Origin of the sequence: Sporomusa malonica (assembly GCF_900176355.1) — a bacterium.
GTDB lineage: Bacteria > Bacillota > Negativicutes > Sporomusales > Sporomusaceae > Sporomusa > Sporomusa malonica.
This window is the reverse complement of sequence record NZ_FWXI01000012.1, coordinates 104,535-120,168: the sequence shown is the minus strand read 5'-3', so window position 1 is coordinate 120,168 and position 15,634 is coordinate 104,535. Positions and strand designations below refer to the sequence as shown.

Below are 15,634 nucleotides of genomic sequence, written 5' to 3'. Positions count from 1 at the left end.
TTATGGATCAGAAAACAGTTTGGTATGGCAGTATTAATCTATTGAGTTTTGGCAGTGCAGAAGAGAGTCTTATGCGGCTTCTGAGACGGAGGGACGGTTCTTGCTTGCTAGTTTGTGTAGTGTAGAATGTGCTGAGTGGTGTGTATGCCTAGATGTGCTCGAAAAAAGATGTCTTTGAAAGAAATCGGGAAGTTAGTAGAGTTGAGTGAATCCAGAGTTAGCCGGATAATAAAATCGGCAGAAAAGTAGCAAGCAAGAATCGTCCCGTGCAATATTGATAACGGCGAAAAAACTCCTGCCAAATTATTGGATGATTTGGCAGGAGTTCTTGTATTATATGCTAAACTATAAGATTATAGAGGAGAATTTACAATGAAAAAACGAAATTTGAAACTAGAAAATATCCCTGCGATTTTGTGGGGCGACAAATCAGATAAGTTATTCGTAGTAGTGCATGGGAATATGTCAAATAAGGCTGACGATGCGATTGTTGTGTTTGCAGAAGAAGCAACAGTAATAGGTTATCAAGTGCTTAGTTTCGATTTGCCTGAACATGGTGACCGGAAGGATGAACCTTATGCTTGCAAAGTTCAAAACTGTATCCGAGACCTTGATACCATTATGAGTTATGCACAATCTTTATCAGATAATAGAAGTGTATTTGCTTGTAGCATGGGAGCATATTTTAGCCTATTAGCATATAACCATGAGCCGTTGAAACAGTGTTTGTTTCTCTCTCCTGTAGTAAACATGGAACGTATCATAAATAATATGATGACATGGTTTAGTATAAGTGAGAATAAACTAAAAACAGAAAAAGAAGTTTCGCTGCCTATTGGACAAACACTCTATTGGGATTATTACTGCTATGTGAAAGAACATCCTATTGTTGCTTGGAACAATCCAACATCAATTCTCTATGGTTCGGAAGATAACCTATGTGAGTTTGATATAATATCAGCATTTGCAAAACGCTTCGGCTGTGATTTGCAAGTAATGGCGCATGGAGAACACTACTTCCACACTAAACAACAACTGCAATTTTTTAGACAGTGGCTGAAAAAGCATATCTACAGCTAATCAGTATAATGCATAGGAGAAAACGGGATCAGAAAATGTTCTTTAATTAACAAAAGCGGGATTTGGAATGTTTCCTCGACGTATCGTACTCCTGTGCAGCGCAACCGGAGAATCTCCCCGTGACCGTACCACTATTTCATTATGTCATCCCAATATATATACTAAATAGATTAGGAGCGTGTTATCTTATGACAAAAGGGGAAATGAAAAAAGTATCACCATCCATTGATGATTGGCTCAAAGAAGCAAAAGCTCATCCATTAGCTTTACAAGAAGGCATGTTTTTGGTTCATAATGGCGTTGTTCGCCAGACGCCTAAAGCCCAGGTTCGCCAGGGGCTTGATGACGGCTCGCTGGTAAAGGGAATGGAATTCGCATATAATGCCGCAAAAGTTGATGCAGCGATTGCTGAAACCTATAAAATGGAAGGCATCTTCTATATTAAGGTTTGGCTGAATGAAGGCCAGCTTAGCCTAGGTGATGATATAATGTATGTACTGATTGGCGGCGATATCAGGCCGCATGTTATCGATGCCTTACAATTCCTGGTTGGCAAGATCAAAAACGAATGTGTTACGGAAATCGAACAAAAGCAGTAAACGGAACTGTAACTTGTCAGGTAGATATTGCCCTAAAAATAATGACGCAAGCACCAATCATAACCTTGAAAAAATGTGGAAAACGGCAGGAGACGGTGGGAGTGTCCTGGAAGATATTCAAGACGGAACCCCGTCCCTGTACCCCGGTAGTAAGATTGAGTGAAGGCTGGATTCATGTAAAAAAACAAAAGATGTAAGTAACTTCGTCCTTTGACACGGATAATAAGATCGGAAGAAAAGTAGCAAACAAGAACCGTCCCGGGAAATACGGGAAATAGTCATAAGAAGAGCAAGACACTCTGGCGCACAAGGAGACTTAGCCATGACCTCGAGGCAGACTCACCTCGTTTTTGACACCCAGATTGGCGGCACAAAACCGGTGACCGTTGTCGATAACGGCCATAAATGCCCCTTCTGTTGCCGCGACGAAATTGAGGGCATCATCGCCGAAGACGGGCCGATACTCCTCATCGCCAACAAATACCCGGTGCTCCGGGACACTTTCCAGACCGTCCTCATCGAAACCAATGACTGCGCATCTGAACTGTCGCTCTATCCAAAGGACCACCTCCACCGGGTCATCCGCTTCGGCATCGAAAAGTGGCTGGGCATGATCGCCGGCGGCGAATTCGCCTCGGTCCTGTTCTTCAAAAATCACGGCCCCAGCTCGGGCGGCTCCATTCGCCACCCCCACATGCAGATCATCGGCCTCCGCCACCTCAACTACACCGCCAACATCCCTCCGGTCAGCCTCGAAGGCATCGTCATCAGCCGCGACGGCGGCGTTGAACTCGCCATCGCCGACAAGCCGCTGGTCGGCTTCGTTGAACTCAACATCAAGCTCGCCGACCTCGGGCAACTCGACCTCCTGGCCGACTACCTGCAGATCTGCGCCCACTACTTCCTCCACCATTTCAACCGCCACTGCAACAGCTACAACATCTTCTTCTACCATATAGGCGGCCAGATAACCGCCAAAGTCATGCCCCGGTTTGTTACCTCACCCATCTACGTCGGCTACGCCATCCCCCAGCTGTCCACCCGCATTCCCGACGTCGCCGCTGACCTCAAGCGAATATACGGATTATAATTTCAGTCGAGGTGATTTCAGGAGCATAATCGCAGCTTCGTGTAGGCGGTCCTCGTTGAAGGAATTAAAATGGGTGGATTTGCAAGGTGGCGGATCGTCGCCACTAAATGAATCTGGAAAAGCAAAGAACCCGCGAATTCGCGGGTTCTTTGCTTTGTGGTTTTCCAGCTAAAACCGAATTTTGCTTCAATACTTAGAAAATCACTCTTTGCTAATATGAGATAAATGATGGTTTTAGCTAGTGGGTAGGATAGTTATAGCGAAATATATCATTTGTAATAGTTAACAACTCCTGAAAAAGAATACAAGAACTAAGAGAAAGAGGGATTATCCATACGAAAATATCAAGAGAAATGGATTATGCAAAGAATTACTTAAAAATTTGAAAAAAATTTCAATTAATGATACTTTGTCAATAATCTGCGGGAATAGTACAAACTTGTTTTTCTAGTCTAGTAGTCTTGACTAAATATGTAAACAGTGGGAAAATACATTACATATTTACTATTCTTAGAATAGGAGTTGTTCAGCATGACCATTTTTTTTCACATATTGAGCCATAATATTATACCTATATTTTTATTGATCAGTTTAGGTTTTTTACTCAGTAAAAAGTTTGATTTACATATATTTAGCTTAAGTAAATTACTGTTTTACTTATTTGTACCATCATTTATTTTTGTGAATTTATATACAACAGAGCTTAAACTGGATATGCTCAAAGTCCTTCTTTGTGGAGTTTTGCTGCTTATAACCAACGACATGATTGCACGAATCATTGCAAAAGCTCGCAAATACGATGTAGGCCTTACCAATGCTTTTAAGAATTCCATCATGTTTAATAATTCCGGTAACATTGGAGTTTCCCTGATAACCCTTATTTTCGGCAGTGCTCCTTTTGTAATTGATGGAAAAACGCCGTATCTCAATGAGGCGATCACTGCCCAGATTATGATTCTTATTCTACAAAATATATCCGTTAATACTTTGGGCTTTTATAATGCCGGAAGGGCTAACGGCAGTATGAAAGATTCCATTAAGACAATTTTGACGATGCCTGCAATATACGTAATACCACTGGTGCTTATTTTTAAAAGTATGCAGATTGATATTACGGCAATTCCAGTTTGGCCGACCTTAGAATATCTGAAGAATGGACTCGTTCCTATGGCTTTGATAACATTAGGGGTTCAACTTTCAAAGACTAACTTCGATCTAAAAAATGTAGATATTCATCTTTCTGTTTTTACTAAGCTTATAATTAGCCCCTTACTGGCACTCATCTATATCCAGTTGTTGGGATTAACCGGCGTTGTAGCCCAGGCAGTATTTATTGCCCACGCAGTTCCTACTGCTGTCAATACCGCACTGATAGCAGTTGAATGTGACAGTTGCCCGGATTTTGCCTCGCAGGCTGTCATGCTTTCAACACTTTTTAGTGCCATTACACTGACATTAGTCATTTATGCAGCGCAATTTATATTTCCTGCTTAGCACTCCCAAGCGATAGGTCAAGAATACAATGCGTAAAGTAGCTTTAAACCGTTGGAATGACTTGAGAAGAGGAATATAATAGAAGGAGGAACTATGATTGGTTCGCATGTTAGAGCCTTCAGGTGCCGGGCCTGTGGCTACTGTTGTTATAGAAATAAAGTATGGGACTCATACCTTGTAGTGGATGAAGTCACTTTTGAAAAAATAACCAACGCAGGGATTGACGATATCAAAAAGCAATATAATTACAAGTCATAATCATGTAAGACAGTTGAAATGTACTGGCAATCAAGTTCATTTCTAAATAAAAGCAATTTATGCGATATAAATTTGAAGTATGGTTACGAGTATTTGCCTGTGATGCCTGAAAAACCTATCCGCGATTAATTGGGTTAAGTACACGTGGAATTGAAATTTCGCTAATCTTTTTTTTGCTGTGAAGCCGTTAAATAGTTTTGCAGGTTCTATAAATTATTATGATGGCAAAGCAGATTCTAAGAAAAATCTAAAGATTGCCAGGTAAACTAATCTTAGGTAAAAAATTACACGGGTAAATTACTTTACCTAAAAGTTTCATCAAAGATGAAAAAAGCTTTGGTGGAACCGTTACAATGTGGGGGAGGATTTTACAATGAAAAAGAGTTTACTTATTTTAGGGGCTTTCATTACTTTGAGCACGAGCACAAGTTTTGCTGCTCCGCTCAACAGCCTAAACAACGAACAAACGGCGATAGGCTTAAGTGGTGACACGGTTTATATTGAACATAAATTTGGTGACCGCTTTACGCTTGGGTATCAATCTATTGATCGTGATAACTACGGTGATATGAAAGACATTTACGGACAGTATCAGTTTTCTAACAATCTCAGAGGTATAATTGGCAATCGGGATTTTGACTATAGTGATTCATCCATGTATCTGGGGCTAGGCCTGCAGGGATCATTAGCGCCGAAACTTGATGGTTTTGCTTCTTTCGTTGCCGGCGATGAATTTAATGAATTACAAGTGGGGGCTGGTTATCAATTAGCTGCAAATGTTGATCTTAATGTTACATATACTAATTTTATGCCTGATCAAGGCAAGGATAAAGATGAAATTGCAGTTGGAGCAACCTTTAAGTTTTAATCCTTACAATCAATTTTTCTAAAGATATTAGAGACTCGTCAGAATTAGCTGCTTTCATTAGGCTAGGCTTTTACCAATTCAATCTAGCTCTTTTATTAAAATAAGAAATCGCTATTTATGCAGATAGATGAATTACACCCCTATTGTTAGACAGTATGATATACTGAATTAACAACAGGGGTGTAATTTTATGCTAAAAGGAGAATTTGGATTCAAATCATCTGTAGATTTTGGTGTCAAGCAACTACACAATATTCCTGAAGAATACGTAATGGCGTGTGAATTAGTTCCTAATGCATTACGTGGGATCAGCGGAATAATTACTTGGTAATCCATGAGCTAGTTGGGGTTTCTAGTCATCGACTGTTTAATTTATGTGCCAATATTGCATGACAATATGTTGAGAACTTCATTAATGTCAGGCAGCTGTGCGGAAGGGTAAACTTTCACCCACATTACTTTTCCATTTTCATCGACAATGATGTTAGCCCGTTCGGAGTAGCCGTCTTGCTCACGGAATATTCCGTAGTCCCTGGCTACCTTGCCATGTGGCCAAAAATCGGCTAAAATTCGCACCATCTTTAACTGTAGCGCTTCAGCCCATATCTTTTTGCAGGGCGTAGGATCGACACTGAATCCTAGAGGTACTGTATTAAGGTTTTGAAAGGTCTGGTAGTTAGTTTCCAAGGCACGCATTTGGTCGGTGCAGACAGGTGTCCAAGCTAGAGGATGCCAGGAAAGGAGCACTTTTTTACCGCGATAGTTTGTCAGCGTGACATACTGTTCGTTGTTATCAGTCAAAGTAAAGTTCGGCGCATCATCGCCGACTGTAATTAGGTTCATAGTGCCCTCCCTTTTTTGATAAGTTGTTAATAGCGTGCCCAAAAATACAGGCTTGCTATACCAAATCTTAAGATTGAAGGAGGGAATTTCCATATTTATAATAAAACGCCCAGGCTAATGCCGGGCGTTTTATTTGTTGATTTTTCAAATTATTTCCAGGCGTTACGCACCAATTCTACTGCTTGTCGAGGAACATATACTTTATCCGTTTTGGGAGCATAAACAGTAATACCGGTCATTTCGTGGGTTTTACCATTTACAATGACTAGGTTTTTGCTGAAGGGGAGTTTGGCTTGTTTTGTCCCGTTTTCAATAACCAGTACGGGATTGACTGGGTCCGTTTTGTCGATAGTGACAATGGCTCCTAGTGGCTTAAAAGCGGCAGAGGCTTCTATAAATAGCTTATAGTCTATTTGATCCAGATCAAACCCCATACCGGTGCTGCAAATATAAGCTAACTGCGTGTTTTCGATAAGGCCGGCAGGTTTCCCTGGTCCATAGGCATATAAGAAGACATCTTCGCCGGTATGCCCCGTTGTTGTCCAGCTCACGATGGAGCGTTTGCTGATAATCGGCCCCAGCACATTGGGTAAAGCACCTTTTTTCGCTTTTTCGATTGCCCGGACTTCTTCTTCAGTTAAATCTTCAACTCCGTAGTATTGACTTACGATCTGACGAATGTTGCTGGACTCTCGATTACTACCGAGTACAACTTCTATACCCTCGGCTGTTAAGGTTGCTTTTTTCAGCGGGTCAATCAACTGGGCAAAGGGGGTGCTGGAATAGGTTTTATCAGTTTTATTGCTACCAATAGACATACCGCCATTACTATGATCGGTAAAGCAAAGCACTAGGGTATTGCCATCTTTTTTAGCAAAATCCAAGGCTACTTGGATGGCATCGGCATAGGCCAGAGAGTCACTGATTACACCGATGGGCTCGTTGGCATGGGAAGCCCAGTCAACCTTGCTGGCTTCTACAAATAGGAAGAATCCTTTAGGATTTTTGGATAATATGTCAATGGCCTTTTTCGTCATGTCGGCCAAGGAGGGCTGATCCGGACGAAGCAATTGGCGATCCATATCATAATCTAAAGCATCATTAGCAAATAGGCCCCAGAGTTTTTTTCCTTTGTAATCCAACATGTCCTGTTTATTTTCTACGAATCCATAGCCCTTTGCTTTTAGTACGTTAATGAGATTTTCCCCGTCGGTTCGAGTCCCACCCAGGTCTTTAGTCAGTAGATATTGCTTCCCGCCAGAAAGTACCACATCCATATTCTGATAGACCTGTTGCTCAGCGATTTCATCATAGTTGCTGCGATCCGGCCAATGGGCAGAATAAGCAGCCGGACTGGCATGCTGAATATTAGAGGTGGCTATTAAGCCGGTAGACTTACCTACAAATTTAGCCCCTTCCAGCACGCTGGCCACCGGTTTGTACTTTAAGTCTTCAGCTACCTGTGCCAAGCCGGGAATCGTTGTTTTAGGCGGCAGTACGCTTATAAATTTATCATCTGTTTTGTGACCGGTAGCAAAGGCGCTGGCTGCCGGAGCAGAATCAGTTATGATCGAGTCGGCACCATAGGTACGAACGCCACCTACGATAAATGGATCTTGAGGCAAAAGCCCCCCCTTATACCAGCGAGTTATCGTTGTATGAGTAGTCCCAGTTCCATCCGTCATTAGCACAATGACATTTTTAGCTGGTCCTGGTGAAGCACCTATGACCGTTGGTGCAAACACGAAGGTCGAACAAGCCACGAGAAAGCCAACTAGCCATTTGTTGCTATTTTTCCTGAACAATTTTAAAGCCCCCCTTAATATGTGCTTTCATTTAATCAACGTTCTTGGTTAGCATAAATAAATCCTTCCATAAAATAGAAAAATGTGAATTTTTTCCAATGGCATTTAGTAGACATAGACTTAGCCGTAGACGACTAGCGCATATTCAGCAAGTCCTGAATCCAGAATTGCATATCCTAATTACGGTGAGCAAAATTGACCGTCGGCGCAAGCTCACTAATCATGATAAGGATCAAAAGTTTATGTAATAAGCATCCACCTAGGTGGCGAATGGTTTCTTAAGGTGTAATATTATTGACGACATTATCGTAGTGTCGTCAATTTTTTACAATACACAGTCGCTTTGGGTTGCTAAAATAAATGTAAAGAAAGGGGGGATATAGTGAAGATCGTCATGGTTATCAACAAAGAACTTCCGCTCGGACTAGTAGCCAATACCGCTGCAGTGCTGGGAATCAGTCTGAGTAAAATGTTTCAGCAGGATATTGTAGGATGCGATATACAAGATGTTAATGGCAACGTACATAGAGGAATTACTGCGCAAACAATTCCTGTTTTAAATGGTAGTAGACAGCAGATTAAAGATATTCGGGATTTGATGTTTGGCAGCGCTTATTCTGAGATAACTGTTATAGATTTCAGCGAGGTTGCTCAAAAATGCTTGGAGTATGAAGACTATAGCAGAACTCTTTCCAGTTTGCCAAGTTCGGACATCTACTATTTAGGTATTTGCTTGTACGGCCCAAAAAAAATAGTAAACAAACTAACGGGGAATTTGGGATTATTGCGATAGCAAGCATAACCACGGACGCTACGCAGCACATCAAGTCTTGCACCAAAATGAAAAACTCCTGTCAACTTTGGTTTGGCAGGAGTTTTTTATTGTAGTAACAAATATTAACAACACATAACACGCCATGTAGAGGAGGTTACTTAATGAAGCTCTTAATTTTAACTGAGGAAAATTTAGAACAAGAACATATTTGTTGTGCCATTGCTGATACGAAAACCACTGCAGGTGTAACACTGAAAAAAGAGTGGCTGAAAAATCGGTTTCAGGAAGGCTTGGTTTTCAGGAAAGCGGACGTTCGGGGGAAGGTGTTCATTGAATATTTACCTGCAGAAAACGCTTGGTGCCCCATTGATGCGGAGGGGTATATGTTCATTAATTGTTTCTGGGTGGCTGGACGTTACCAGAAACAGGGGTATGGCACTGAATTGTTGAATTCGTGCTTGCGTGATTCGACTGAAAAGAAGGGGATTGTCATCGTTTCTAGCGCCAAAAAGAGGCCATACCTTTCCGATAAAGTCTATTTACTGAAAAATGGTTTTGAAGTCGCAGATACGGCTCCACCTTACTTTGAGTTGCTGGTTAAGCGGTTGCAAGGTGACGCAGCAATGCCTAAATTTAGAGATACTGTAAAATCAGCGACTTTTAATTATGTCCGGGGATTAACCGTGCTATATACCGATCAATGCCCTTTTGTCGATTACTATGTACAAAAAGAGCTAGATATAATCGGTGCAGAGTTTAGTATTCCCGTACACCGCATCAAGCTGGAAAACAAGGAACAAGCCCAGAGATCTCCTGCTGCTTTTACATCCTTTAGTGCTTTTTATAATGGTGAGTTTTTGACTCACGAAGTCCTTACTAAAGTAAAGTTTAGTAAGTTGTGGGAAAAAATAAAGAATGCCTAAATTCTTCACAATCTCTAATAGACTAATATTTCTGAAAGTACATATTTTTTTGAAAGGATATGGAAAATATTTGTGGAATAAAATACCACGAAAGAGCTTTCACGGGACTGCGATTATTTAGCCTCTTATCCCGAATGCATAGCAATTCCAATGACAGAGCTGTTTGGTGTTTTCTTTTATAAGTTAGGAATATAGTAATAGTGAACATATACTAAGAATTTTTTTGGAACTGAATGGAGTAGCTTATTTGGCAAGATCTCTTCCAGTGTATTTTACATGCGGCCAAAGCTAAAATTGCCATGGCTTTGATACAGGGTTACACAAATTTAATCAAGGAGGTAGTTATTCAGTGAAAAACCGAATCTTTGAGTGTAGTGACTGTGGGCATGTCTGGGAGGTAGAGCCTTGTACCAAAGGAGGAAGACACGGCTACGAAATTGCTTGTTCAAAGTGCGGGAGTATGAGCAAAATGAAGATTGACGCAGTTGGAAAAAAACATCCCTGCGGTGGACAGCACCATAGTCATGACAAAAATAATTGTAATAACTGTGGTCATTGAAATGGAAAAGCTGCTTTAGGTTAATAGGAGATTTAGTCTGGCTATTTAGTGTATCAGTAGCGTCTTTCTATCAACAGACACGTTGCGTTAGTTGCCTAGAAATTGTTTAAGTTATTCAAGTCCATGAAGATCCCTATGAACTTTCATATATACGGGATATGAAGGCTCATAGGGATCTTTCGGTAGGAATCATTATTTGTCTTGAAAAATTGGGGATCGTTGCCCTCCAGACATGCCAGAATCTGATAAACAATGAGAACTAATAACAGGACCCCGCTTGCAGCCATTATAACTTGTTTCTGTGAGCGTGGTAATCAAATGTGTGACTACTAAATCATAAAATTCTGTTGGAGAGGTTTAAAAATGCAAGGTTTTATATTACCTTGGCACTGGCATTCGACCCGGGCGGGAAATTTGACTAGGCACCTCGGAAAAGGCTGGTACTGTGAGATTCAATATTTGCCCATTTGGCAGCACTAGTAGCGAGTTGTCGGCTGATCATGTCAGCAATGCGGATTGAACCGTTACTCGGGGGTCTCTTGCCATATGAGAAAGCGAAATCGCCGCCGGCTGCGTGATTATTGATGATTTGGCAGCCTTGGGTCGAGTCAGGGCAGAAGTGACCAAGCCGATTGTTAACGACAAAATCAATGTTTCCGGTTTCCTGGATGCCGACGGCCTCAGTGATGATGAGTGGTCGCTGCATGGCTACCGCTTCCATAATAGTGCCAGGGCCGGCTTTGCTGATGATGATGTCGCTGGCGGTCATTAGGGTTTCCATATTGTCAACAAAACCATAAACGTGAAGGTGTTCAAACTGGCTCTTTAAGATCTGCAGTTGGTTGTAGAGGGCTTGATTTCGCCCGGTTACCACGAGGATCTGCTTGTTGTGGCAGTTCTTCACAAGCGCCTTAATCCATTTGGTCATGTTTCCGGCGCCTACTCCACCGCCTGTCAAAAGAACTGAAAACCGCTCTGGATCAATACCCAGATCATGACGGGCTTCTATGCGGGTGGCGGGTGCGGGGCTGAATTTAGGATGCACGGGAAAACCGGTAAGGATGATTTGACTGGCGGCGATTCCGTGCCGGACAAGAGCGTTATAGGCTTCTTCAGTCGGTACCAGGTACAAGTCGGCCCCTGGAGTTGCCCAAGAAGCGTGAATGGTGGCCAGATCGGTTACAACTGCAAAAATCGGCCAGGAGGCACGGGTAGCCTTGCGGCTGGCGACTAGCAGCCCAATGACGAGGGGATGAACGGCCAACAACAGGTTGGGGTTGATTTGGCTAATCTCGCCTTCGAACTGCGGTGCGGCCTGATGGTATACGAATTTGGTCAGCAGGTTTATTCTTTTTACGCTGTTGGTTTTCTCAAAAAACAAGTTATTCAGCCAGAGCTGCTTACGAGAGCAATAGTCATAAATTTCCGGAGCTTTTCTCAGGCCGGGAAATCCGGTGGCTTTGAGCAGATCGGAAAGGGTGCAGTTGATCTGGTCGTAGCCGTTCAAGGCGGCTACTATCGCTGCCGCGGCACTGCGGTGTCCGCCTCCAGTATCGGAGATGGCGAAAAGGATATTTTTGACGGTAGAAGTCATTGGTATCCTCCTAAATTTAATGGTTGTCAGGGTTTTGCTAACGAAAGGCAAGGCTTTCTCTTTCATTATACGGAATATGAAAAAAACTAAGGTTATATTTTAGTAAAGTATTTGTTAATATATTAAAACATCGCCGGCGGTTGCGGGTGATACGGATAAAATATCATTTACAAAAAAGACCAATTATGCTTTAATATAGTTAGTTAGTGCTAACTAATAAAATTAACGAGAGGGGAATTACTTTCTGAACAGGAGGGAATTTATAAAGTATTGTTGGGGCGGGGGAACTGCACTGGGTGCTGGATCAATTTTTTACTCATGGCTGAAGAGGAAAGGGGAAGGTACCCTGAGACGAGGTTATACTTTGTCATATATACAGGGTTTAAGCAAAGATGAAATCGAAATATTATATTTGGCATCCCTTGCTCCAAGTGGCCACAATACGCAGCCTTGGACGATAACAATAAAAGGACCGAAGCGATGGGTCATAGGATCAGATATGACACGATGGTTACCGGCTGTTGATCCTGATAATCGAGAAATGATGTTGTCAATAGGGGCTTTTATTGAAAATCTGTCGGTAGCAGCGGGAATACAAGGATATGAAGCAGAAACTGATGTTATTGGGAAAGATAACTTTAGCTCTGAAATAGCAGAGCTAAGATTAATTAAAGGGAAAGAGACAAGTATCTCTGACCGAGCGATAAAAGAACGGAGGACGGTAAGAAAACACTTGCTTAAAAGTCCGATGAGGGAGGAAGATATAAAATATCTGGTAGGAAACAATAAAAACACAGTTTTTTATTATCCGCTGAATTCTAAAGCGGGCTCATATCTGAGCGAAGCTACCTTGCTGGCAAATAAAACTCAAGTATATAGGGAAGATGCTCAGAAAGAGTTAGCCGAATGGATCAGATGGACTGAGCAGGAGGCAAGAGAACATCATAATGGTCTTACTCCTGAAAGCATGGAACTCAAAGGTATTGTTCGTTGGTATGCAGAACACTTCTTAAGTAAAGGAGATGTACTAAGTAAGCCGTTTAGAAATGAGACAATAAAGTTAGTTGAGGAACAAGTGCAAAACTGTGCTGGATGGCTAGTTGTGAAAAGCGATAATGCCATTGTAACTGAATTGATAAACGCAGGAAGAGTATTTCAGTCGGTTTGGTTGCGTGCTCGCGAAAAGTTGATTGCTTTTCATCCGATGACCCAGGTATTAGAAGAAGCTCCCTGGCTGACGGAATTGGCTAAGGAACTTGGTCATACTGGAAGTATCCAGTTCGTAGTGCGGATAGGATATGTTAAAGAGTATCTGCAACCTGTTAGTTTACGTATGCCTATGTCTAAAATAATTGTTATTGAATCCAGATACATATAATATTCGAGGTACGGAGGATTTGATGGAAACCGAAGCTCTTATTGTAAAATATATAGATATTCTATCGGAAACGATGCGACAGTCCATGAGGAAATATAAAGAGGAAACAGACAGTGGAGATTTATTTAATCTAACAATAACTCAGCTGCATTATCTTCATGCGATTAAGGACATGGATGGCCCTACATTTAGACAGTTGGTAGAACGGTTTAATGTCCAGAAATCCACTATCACAGATATTGTTAACCGGCTGATCAAGCGTAATATCGTTTATAAAAAGCAGTCGGAAGAAGACTTGCGGGTATTCCACATATACTTAACAGAAAAAGGGAAAGAACTTTTAGCGATTGAGAGCATGGGGTATTATCATTTCGCCCTAAAGATGACTAAGTGTCTTGAAGACGATGAGAAAAAACAGTTTACAGAGCTCTTAAGAAAAATCGTAAACGAAATTGAAGGATAAAATTTTGACAATAGTTAGTTAGACAAAACTAATTTTAATACTGGTAGGAGGTTTTTAATATGAATTTTAAAGCTATATTAGCTAGTCTACTTGTTGTGATTATGTCGGTGAGTGTGGCATTTGCGTCTACAAATGAAATAGCGACAGTTATGCCACGTAATTTAACCATGGCAAAAGGTATGATCATTAAAGTTCGAGCAGTGGAAACAATAAGTTCGCAGAAAATCAGGCAAAATGAGAAGATGCATTTTAAAGTAATAGAGGACATAATGATCGGAGACGTCGTAATAGTGCCTGCTAATACTGATGTTGAGGCCAGCATCACGAAGATAAAAAAGGCTGGTTCTTGGGATAAAGATGGCCAGCTTGAAGTTGCTTTTTCCGAAGTGAAAACAAAGGATGGTCATTCCATTCCTGTAACCGGTATGCTGCAAATACGTGGTGATAAACCACAATTTTTAATAAGATATTCGTTACTCGGGGTATTAATTAAAGGAAAAGAAGCGATAATCAGGGCTGGAACAGAAGTGGATTTAAAAATAAAGGAAGAAGTCGTGATTCGTTTGGATAATAATTATTCATTGGGTGTCGACTGAGGATTCAAAAGCAGAATCTTGACCGTTGAGTTTTTTTTGAGGGCATTGAGGGAACGAGTTTGGCCTTAATGCCCTCGGGTGGTGGAGCTTACCTATTTATTTGTTGACTGATTCACAATTTTTAGCAGTCAAACTTGTTTTGGTATTAAAAAATCCCAAAGCAAGTTTACTCAACTCGGCAGCGCAGAATGGGATGGGTGCCAAAGCGGCAAGGACGATCCACTCCTTGGCCGTATAAGGAGAGAACGAGCAGAACAAAAGAGAAAGCAACGCCGAAGTTCATGTATTTATTACTAAAAAACCCGAGTTGGAATACTGAGTAATGTTCAGATCTTGCAGATTTAGGCGCAAATAATTTGTGTGGCGATAAGTGTAATGAAGGCAAAGGTGCGTGCTGCTTCGAGGTCGTTGTAGTTAGCTCTCAAACCGTACTGGAAAGCAGCGAGTACAGTAATGGCCATAGCCAAGCTCTGTATTACGATCATGATCTTCATATTTCGACTAAGTAAGTGTTCAGCAGGATCACGGGGCTTAAGTTTCATTACATTAGGTTCTTCCTTTTCTACGCCAAGGGCAAGAGCAGGGAAAGTATCAGTAACCAGATTTACCCATAATATTTGAATTGGAAGCAAGGGGATAGGCCAGCCCAATAGCATAGCGAAGAGGATTACTAATACCTCTGAGGCGTTGCAAGAAAGAAGGAAATAAATAAATTTCCTGATATTGGTATAAATGACTCGGCCTTCTTCGACAGATTTGACGATACTGGCAAAATTATCATCAGTTATTATCATGTCTGCCGTTTCTTTTGCTACATCTGTCCCTGTAATCCCCATTGCTATTCCAATATCGGCCTTCTTAAGTGCAGGAGCATCATTTACTCCGTCACCGGTCATTGCGACGATATGTTTGTTATTGCGCAATGTTTCAATAACAGTCATCTTATGCTCCGGGGATACGCGGGCAAAAACATTGGTTCGCTGGATGACTTGTTGTAATGCATCTGTGGATATGTTGTCCAGCTCGCATCCCGTAACAACTTGCGTAATACTTTTTGCAATACCAAGGTCTTTCGCGATAGCAAATGCCGTATCTGGATGGTCACCTGTTATCATGATAGGACGAATCCCAGCTGTTGTACACACTTTAACTGCTTCCCTGGCTTCGTTGCGCGGCGGGGCGATCATCCCTAGAAGCCCAATGAATACTAAATCTTTTTCAATTTCATCAGCCTTGACTATGGAGATTAAAATGATTACCATATTCGACAGAAATCGATTATAATAAACAATAAGGATATTAAGCTGAG

At 41.5% G+C, this 15,634-nt stretch carries 18 protein-coding genes; 13 read left to right on the top strand and 5 right to left on the bottom strand.

Features of this window, described 5'->3' with window-relative positions; translation table 11 throughout:
- The first annotated feature begins 144 nt into the window (after positions 1 to 144).
- The 7 genes from B9A22_RS26565 to B9A22_RS25480 all read left to right on the top strand — a co-directional run bounded on the left by B9A22_RS26565 (position 145) and on the right by B9A22_RS25480 (position 5,720).
- Complete coding sequence (locus B9A22_RS26565) at positions 145 to 249, top strand: sigma factor-like helix-turn-helix DNA-binding protein (RefSeq protein ID WP_139796258.1); 105 nt, start codon at positions 145 to 147, stop codon at positions 247 to 249.
- 123 nt (positions 250 to 372) lie between these two features.
- Entirely contained in the window at positions 373 to 1,080 is a 708-nt protein-coding gene (locus B9A22_RS14590; protein ID WP_084576584.1) for an alpha/beta hydrolase, read from the top strand.
- A 188-nt stretch (positions 1,081 to 1,268) separates the two neighbouring features.
- On the top strand, positions 1,269 to 1,679 hold the full coding sequence (locus B9A22_RS14585) for a molybdenum cofactor biosynthesis protein MoaE (RefSeq protein ID WP_084576582.1): 411 nt from the start codon (positions 1,269 to 1,271) through the stop codon (positions 1,677 to 1,679).
- 322 nt (positions 1,680 to 2,001) lie between these two features.
- A complete protein-coding gene (locus B9A22_RS14580) occupies positions 2,002 to 2,769 on the top strand; it encodes a DUF4931 domain-containing protein (RefSeq protein WP_084576580.1) in 768 nt (255 codons plus the stop codon).
- A gap of 531 nt (positions 2,770 to 3,300) precedes the next feature.
- Entirely contained in the window at positions 3,301 to 4,263 is a 963-nt protein-coding gene (locus B9A22_RS14575) for an AEC family transporter (protein WP_084576578.1), read from the top strand.
- A 631-nt stretch (positions 4,264 to 4,894) separates the two neighbouring features.
- The gene (locus B9A22_RS14570) at positions 4,895 to 5,389 is read left to right on the top strand and encodes a hypothetical protein (protein WP_084576576.1); all 495 of its coding nucleotides are present in this window, start codon (positions 4,895 to 4,897) and stop codon (positions 5,387 to 5,389) included.
- 190 nt (positions 5,390 to 5,579) lie between these two features.
- Positions 5,580 to 5,720 (top strand): hypothetical protein, encoded by a 141-nt coding sequence (locus B9A22_RS25480; RefSeq protein ID WP_176215530.1) that lies wholly within the window; start codon positions 5,580 to 5,582, stop codon positions 5,718 to 5,720.
- A 41-nt stretch (positions 5,721 to 5,761) separates the two neighbouring features.
- Here B9A22_RS25480 and B9A22_RS14565 read toward each other — a convergent pair whose 3' ends face one another.
- Complete coding sequence (locus B9A22_RS14565; RefSeq protein ID WP_084576575.1) at positions 5,762 to 6,232, bottom strand: redoxin domain-containing protein; 471 nt, start codon at positions 6,230 to 6,232, stop codon at positions 5,762 to 5,764.
- Positions 6,233 to 6,381: 149 nt separating this feature from the next.
- Positions 6,382 to 8,037: an alkaline phosphatase gene (locus tag B9A22_RS14560; protein WP_245823998.1), complete on the bottom strand. Its 1,656-nt coding sequence runs from the start codon at positions 8,035 to 8,037 to the stop codon at positions 6,382 to 6,384.
- 382 nt (positions 8,038 to 8,419) lie between these two features.
- Between B9A22_RS14560 and B9A22_RS14555 the strand changes: the two genes are divergently transcribed.
- The 3 genes from B9A22_RS14555 to B9A22_RS14545 all read left to right on the top strand — a co-directional run bounded on the left by B9A22_RS14555 (position 8,420) and on the right by B9A22_RS14545 (position 10,294).
- Positions 8,420 to 8,830: a DUF2000 domain-containing protein gene (locus B9A22_RS14555; protein WP_084576571.1), complete on the top strand. Its 411-nt coding sequence runs from the start codon at positions 8,420 to 8,422 to the stop codon at positions 8,828 to 8,830.
- Between the two features lie 143 nt (positions 8,831 to 8,973).
- The gene (locus B9A22_RS14550) at positions 8,974 to 9,735 is read left to right on the top strand and encodes a GNAT family N-acetyltransferase (protein ID WP_084576570.1); all 762 of its coding nucleotides are present in this window, start codon (positions 8,974 to 8,976) and stop codon (positions 9,733 to 9,735) included.
- A 349-nt stretch (positions 9,736 to 10,084) separates the two neighbouring features.
- Positions 10,085 to 10,294: a hypothetical protein gene (locus tag B9A22_RS14545; RefSeq protein WP_084576568.1), complete on the top strand. Its 210-nt coding sequence runs from the start codon at positions 10,085 to 10,087 to the stop codon at positions 10,292 to 10,294.
- A gap of 418 nt (positions 10,295 to 10,712) precedes the next feature.
- On the opposite strand, the gene B9A22_RS14540 is transcribed toward B9A22_RS14545, so the two are convergent.
- Positions 10,713 to 11,888, bottom strand: coding sequence for an MGDG synthase family glycosyltransferase (locus B9A22_RS14540; protein WP_084576566.1), 1,176 nt, complete (start codon positions 11,886 to 11,888; stop codon positions 10,713 to 10,715).
- A gap of 364 nt (positions 11,889 to 12,252) precedes the next feature.
- On the opposite strand from B9A22_RS14540, the gene B9A22_RS14535 reads away from it, so the two are divergent.
- Genes B9A22_RS14535 through B9A22_RS14525 form a run of 3 tightly spaced genes read left to right on the top strand, consistent with a single transcriptional unit; the run spans position 12,253 to position 14,325 of the window.
- Positions 12,253 to 13,266: an Acg family FMN-binding oxidoreductase gene (locus tag B9A22_RS14535; RefSeq protein WP_084576564.1), complete on the top strand. Its 1,014-nt coding sequence runs from the start codon at positions 12,253 to 12,255 to the stop codon at positions 13,264 to 13,266.
- Positions 13,267 to 13,288: 22 nt separating this feature from the next.
- Positions 13,289 to 13,729, top strand: coding sequence for a MarR family winged helix-turn-helix transcriptional regulator (locus B9A22_RS14530; protein WP_084576563.1), 441 nt, complete (start codon positions 13,289 to 13,291; stop codon positions 13,727 to 13,729).
- A 59-nt stretch (positions 13,730 to 13,788) separates the two neighbouring features.
- Positions 13,789 to 14,325, top strand: coding sequence for a hypothetical protein (locus B9A22_RS14525; RefSeq protein ID WP_084576561.1), 537 nt, complete (start codon positions 13,789 to 13,791; stop codon positions 14,323 to 14,325).
- 166 nt (positions 14,326 to 14,491) lie between these two features.
- On the opposite strand, the gene B9A22_RS26480 is transcribed toward B9A22_RS14525, so the two are convergent.
- Positions 14,492 to 14,608 carry a hypothetical protein gene (locus tag B9A22_RS26480; protein ID WP_342747839.1) on the bottom strand — a complete coding sequence of 39 codons (117 nt, stop codon included), beginning with the start codon at positions 14,606 to 14,608 and terminating at the stop codon, positions 14,492 to 14,494.
- 58 nt (positions 14,609 to 14,666) lie between these two features.
- Positions 14,667 to 15,587, bottom strand: a complete 921-nt coding sequence (locus B9A22_RS14520; RefSeq protein WP_139796257.1) for a cation-translocating P-type ATPase — start codon at positions 15,585 to 15,587, stop codon at positions 14,667 to 14,669.
- Between the last annotated feature and the right edge of the window lie 47 nt (positions 15,588 to 15,634).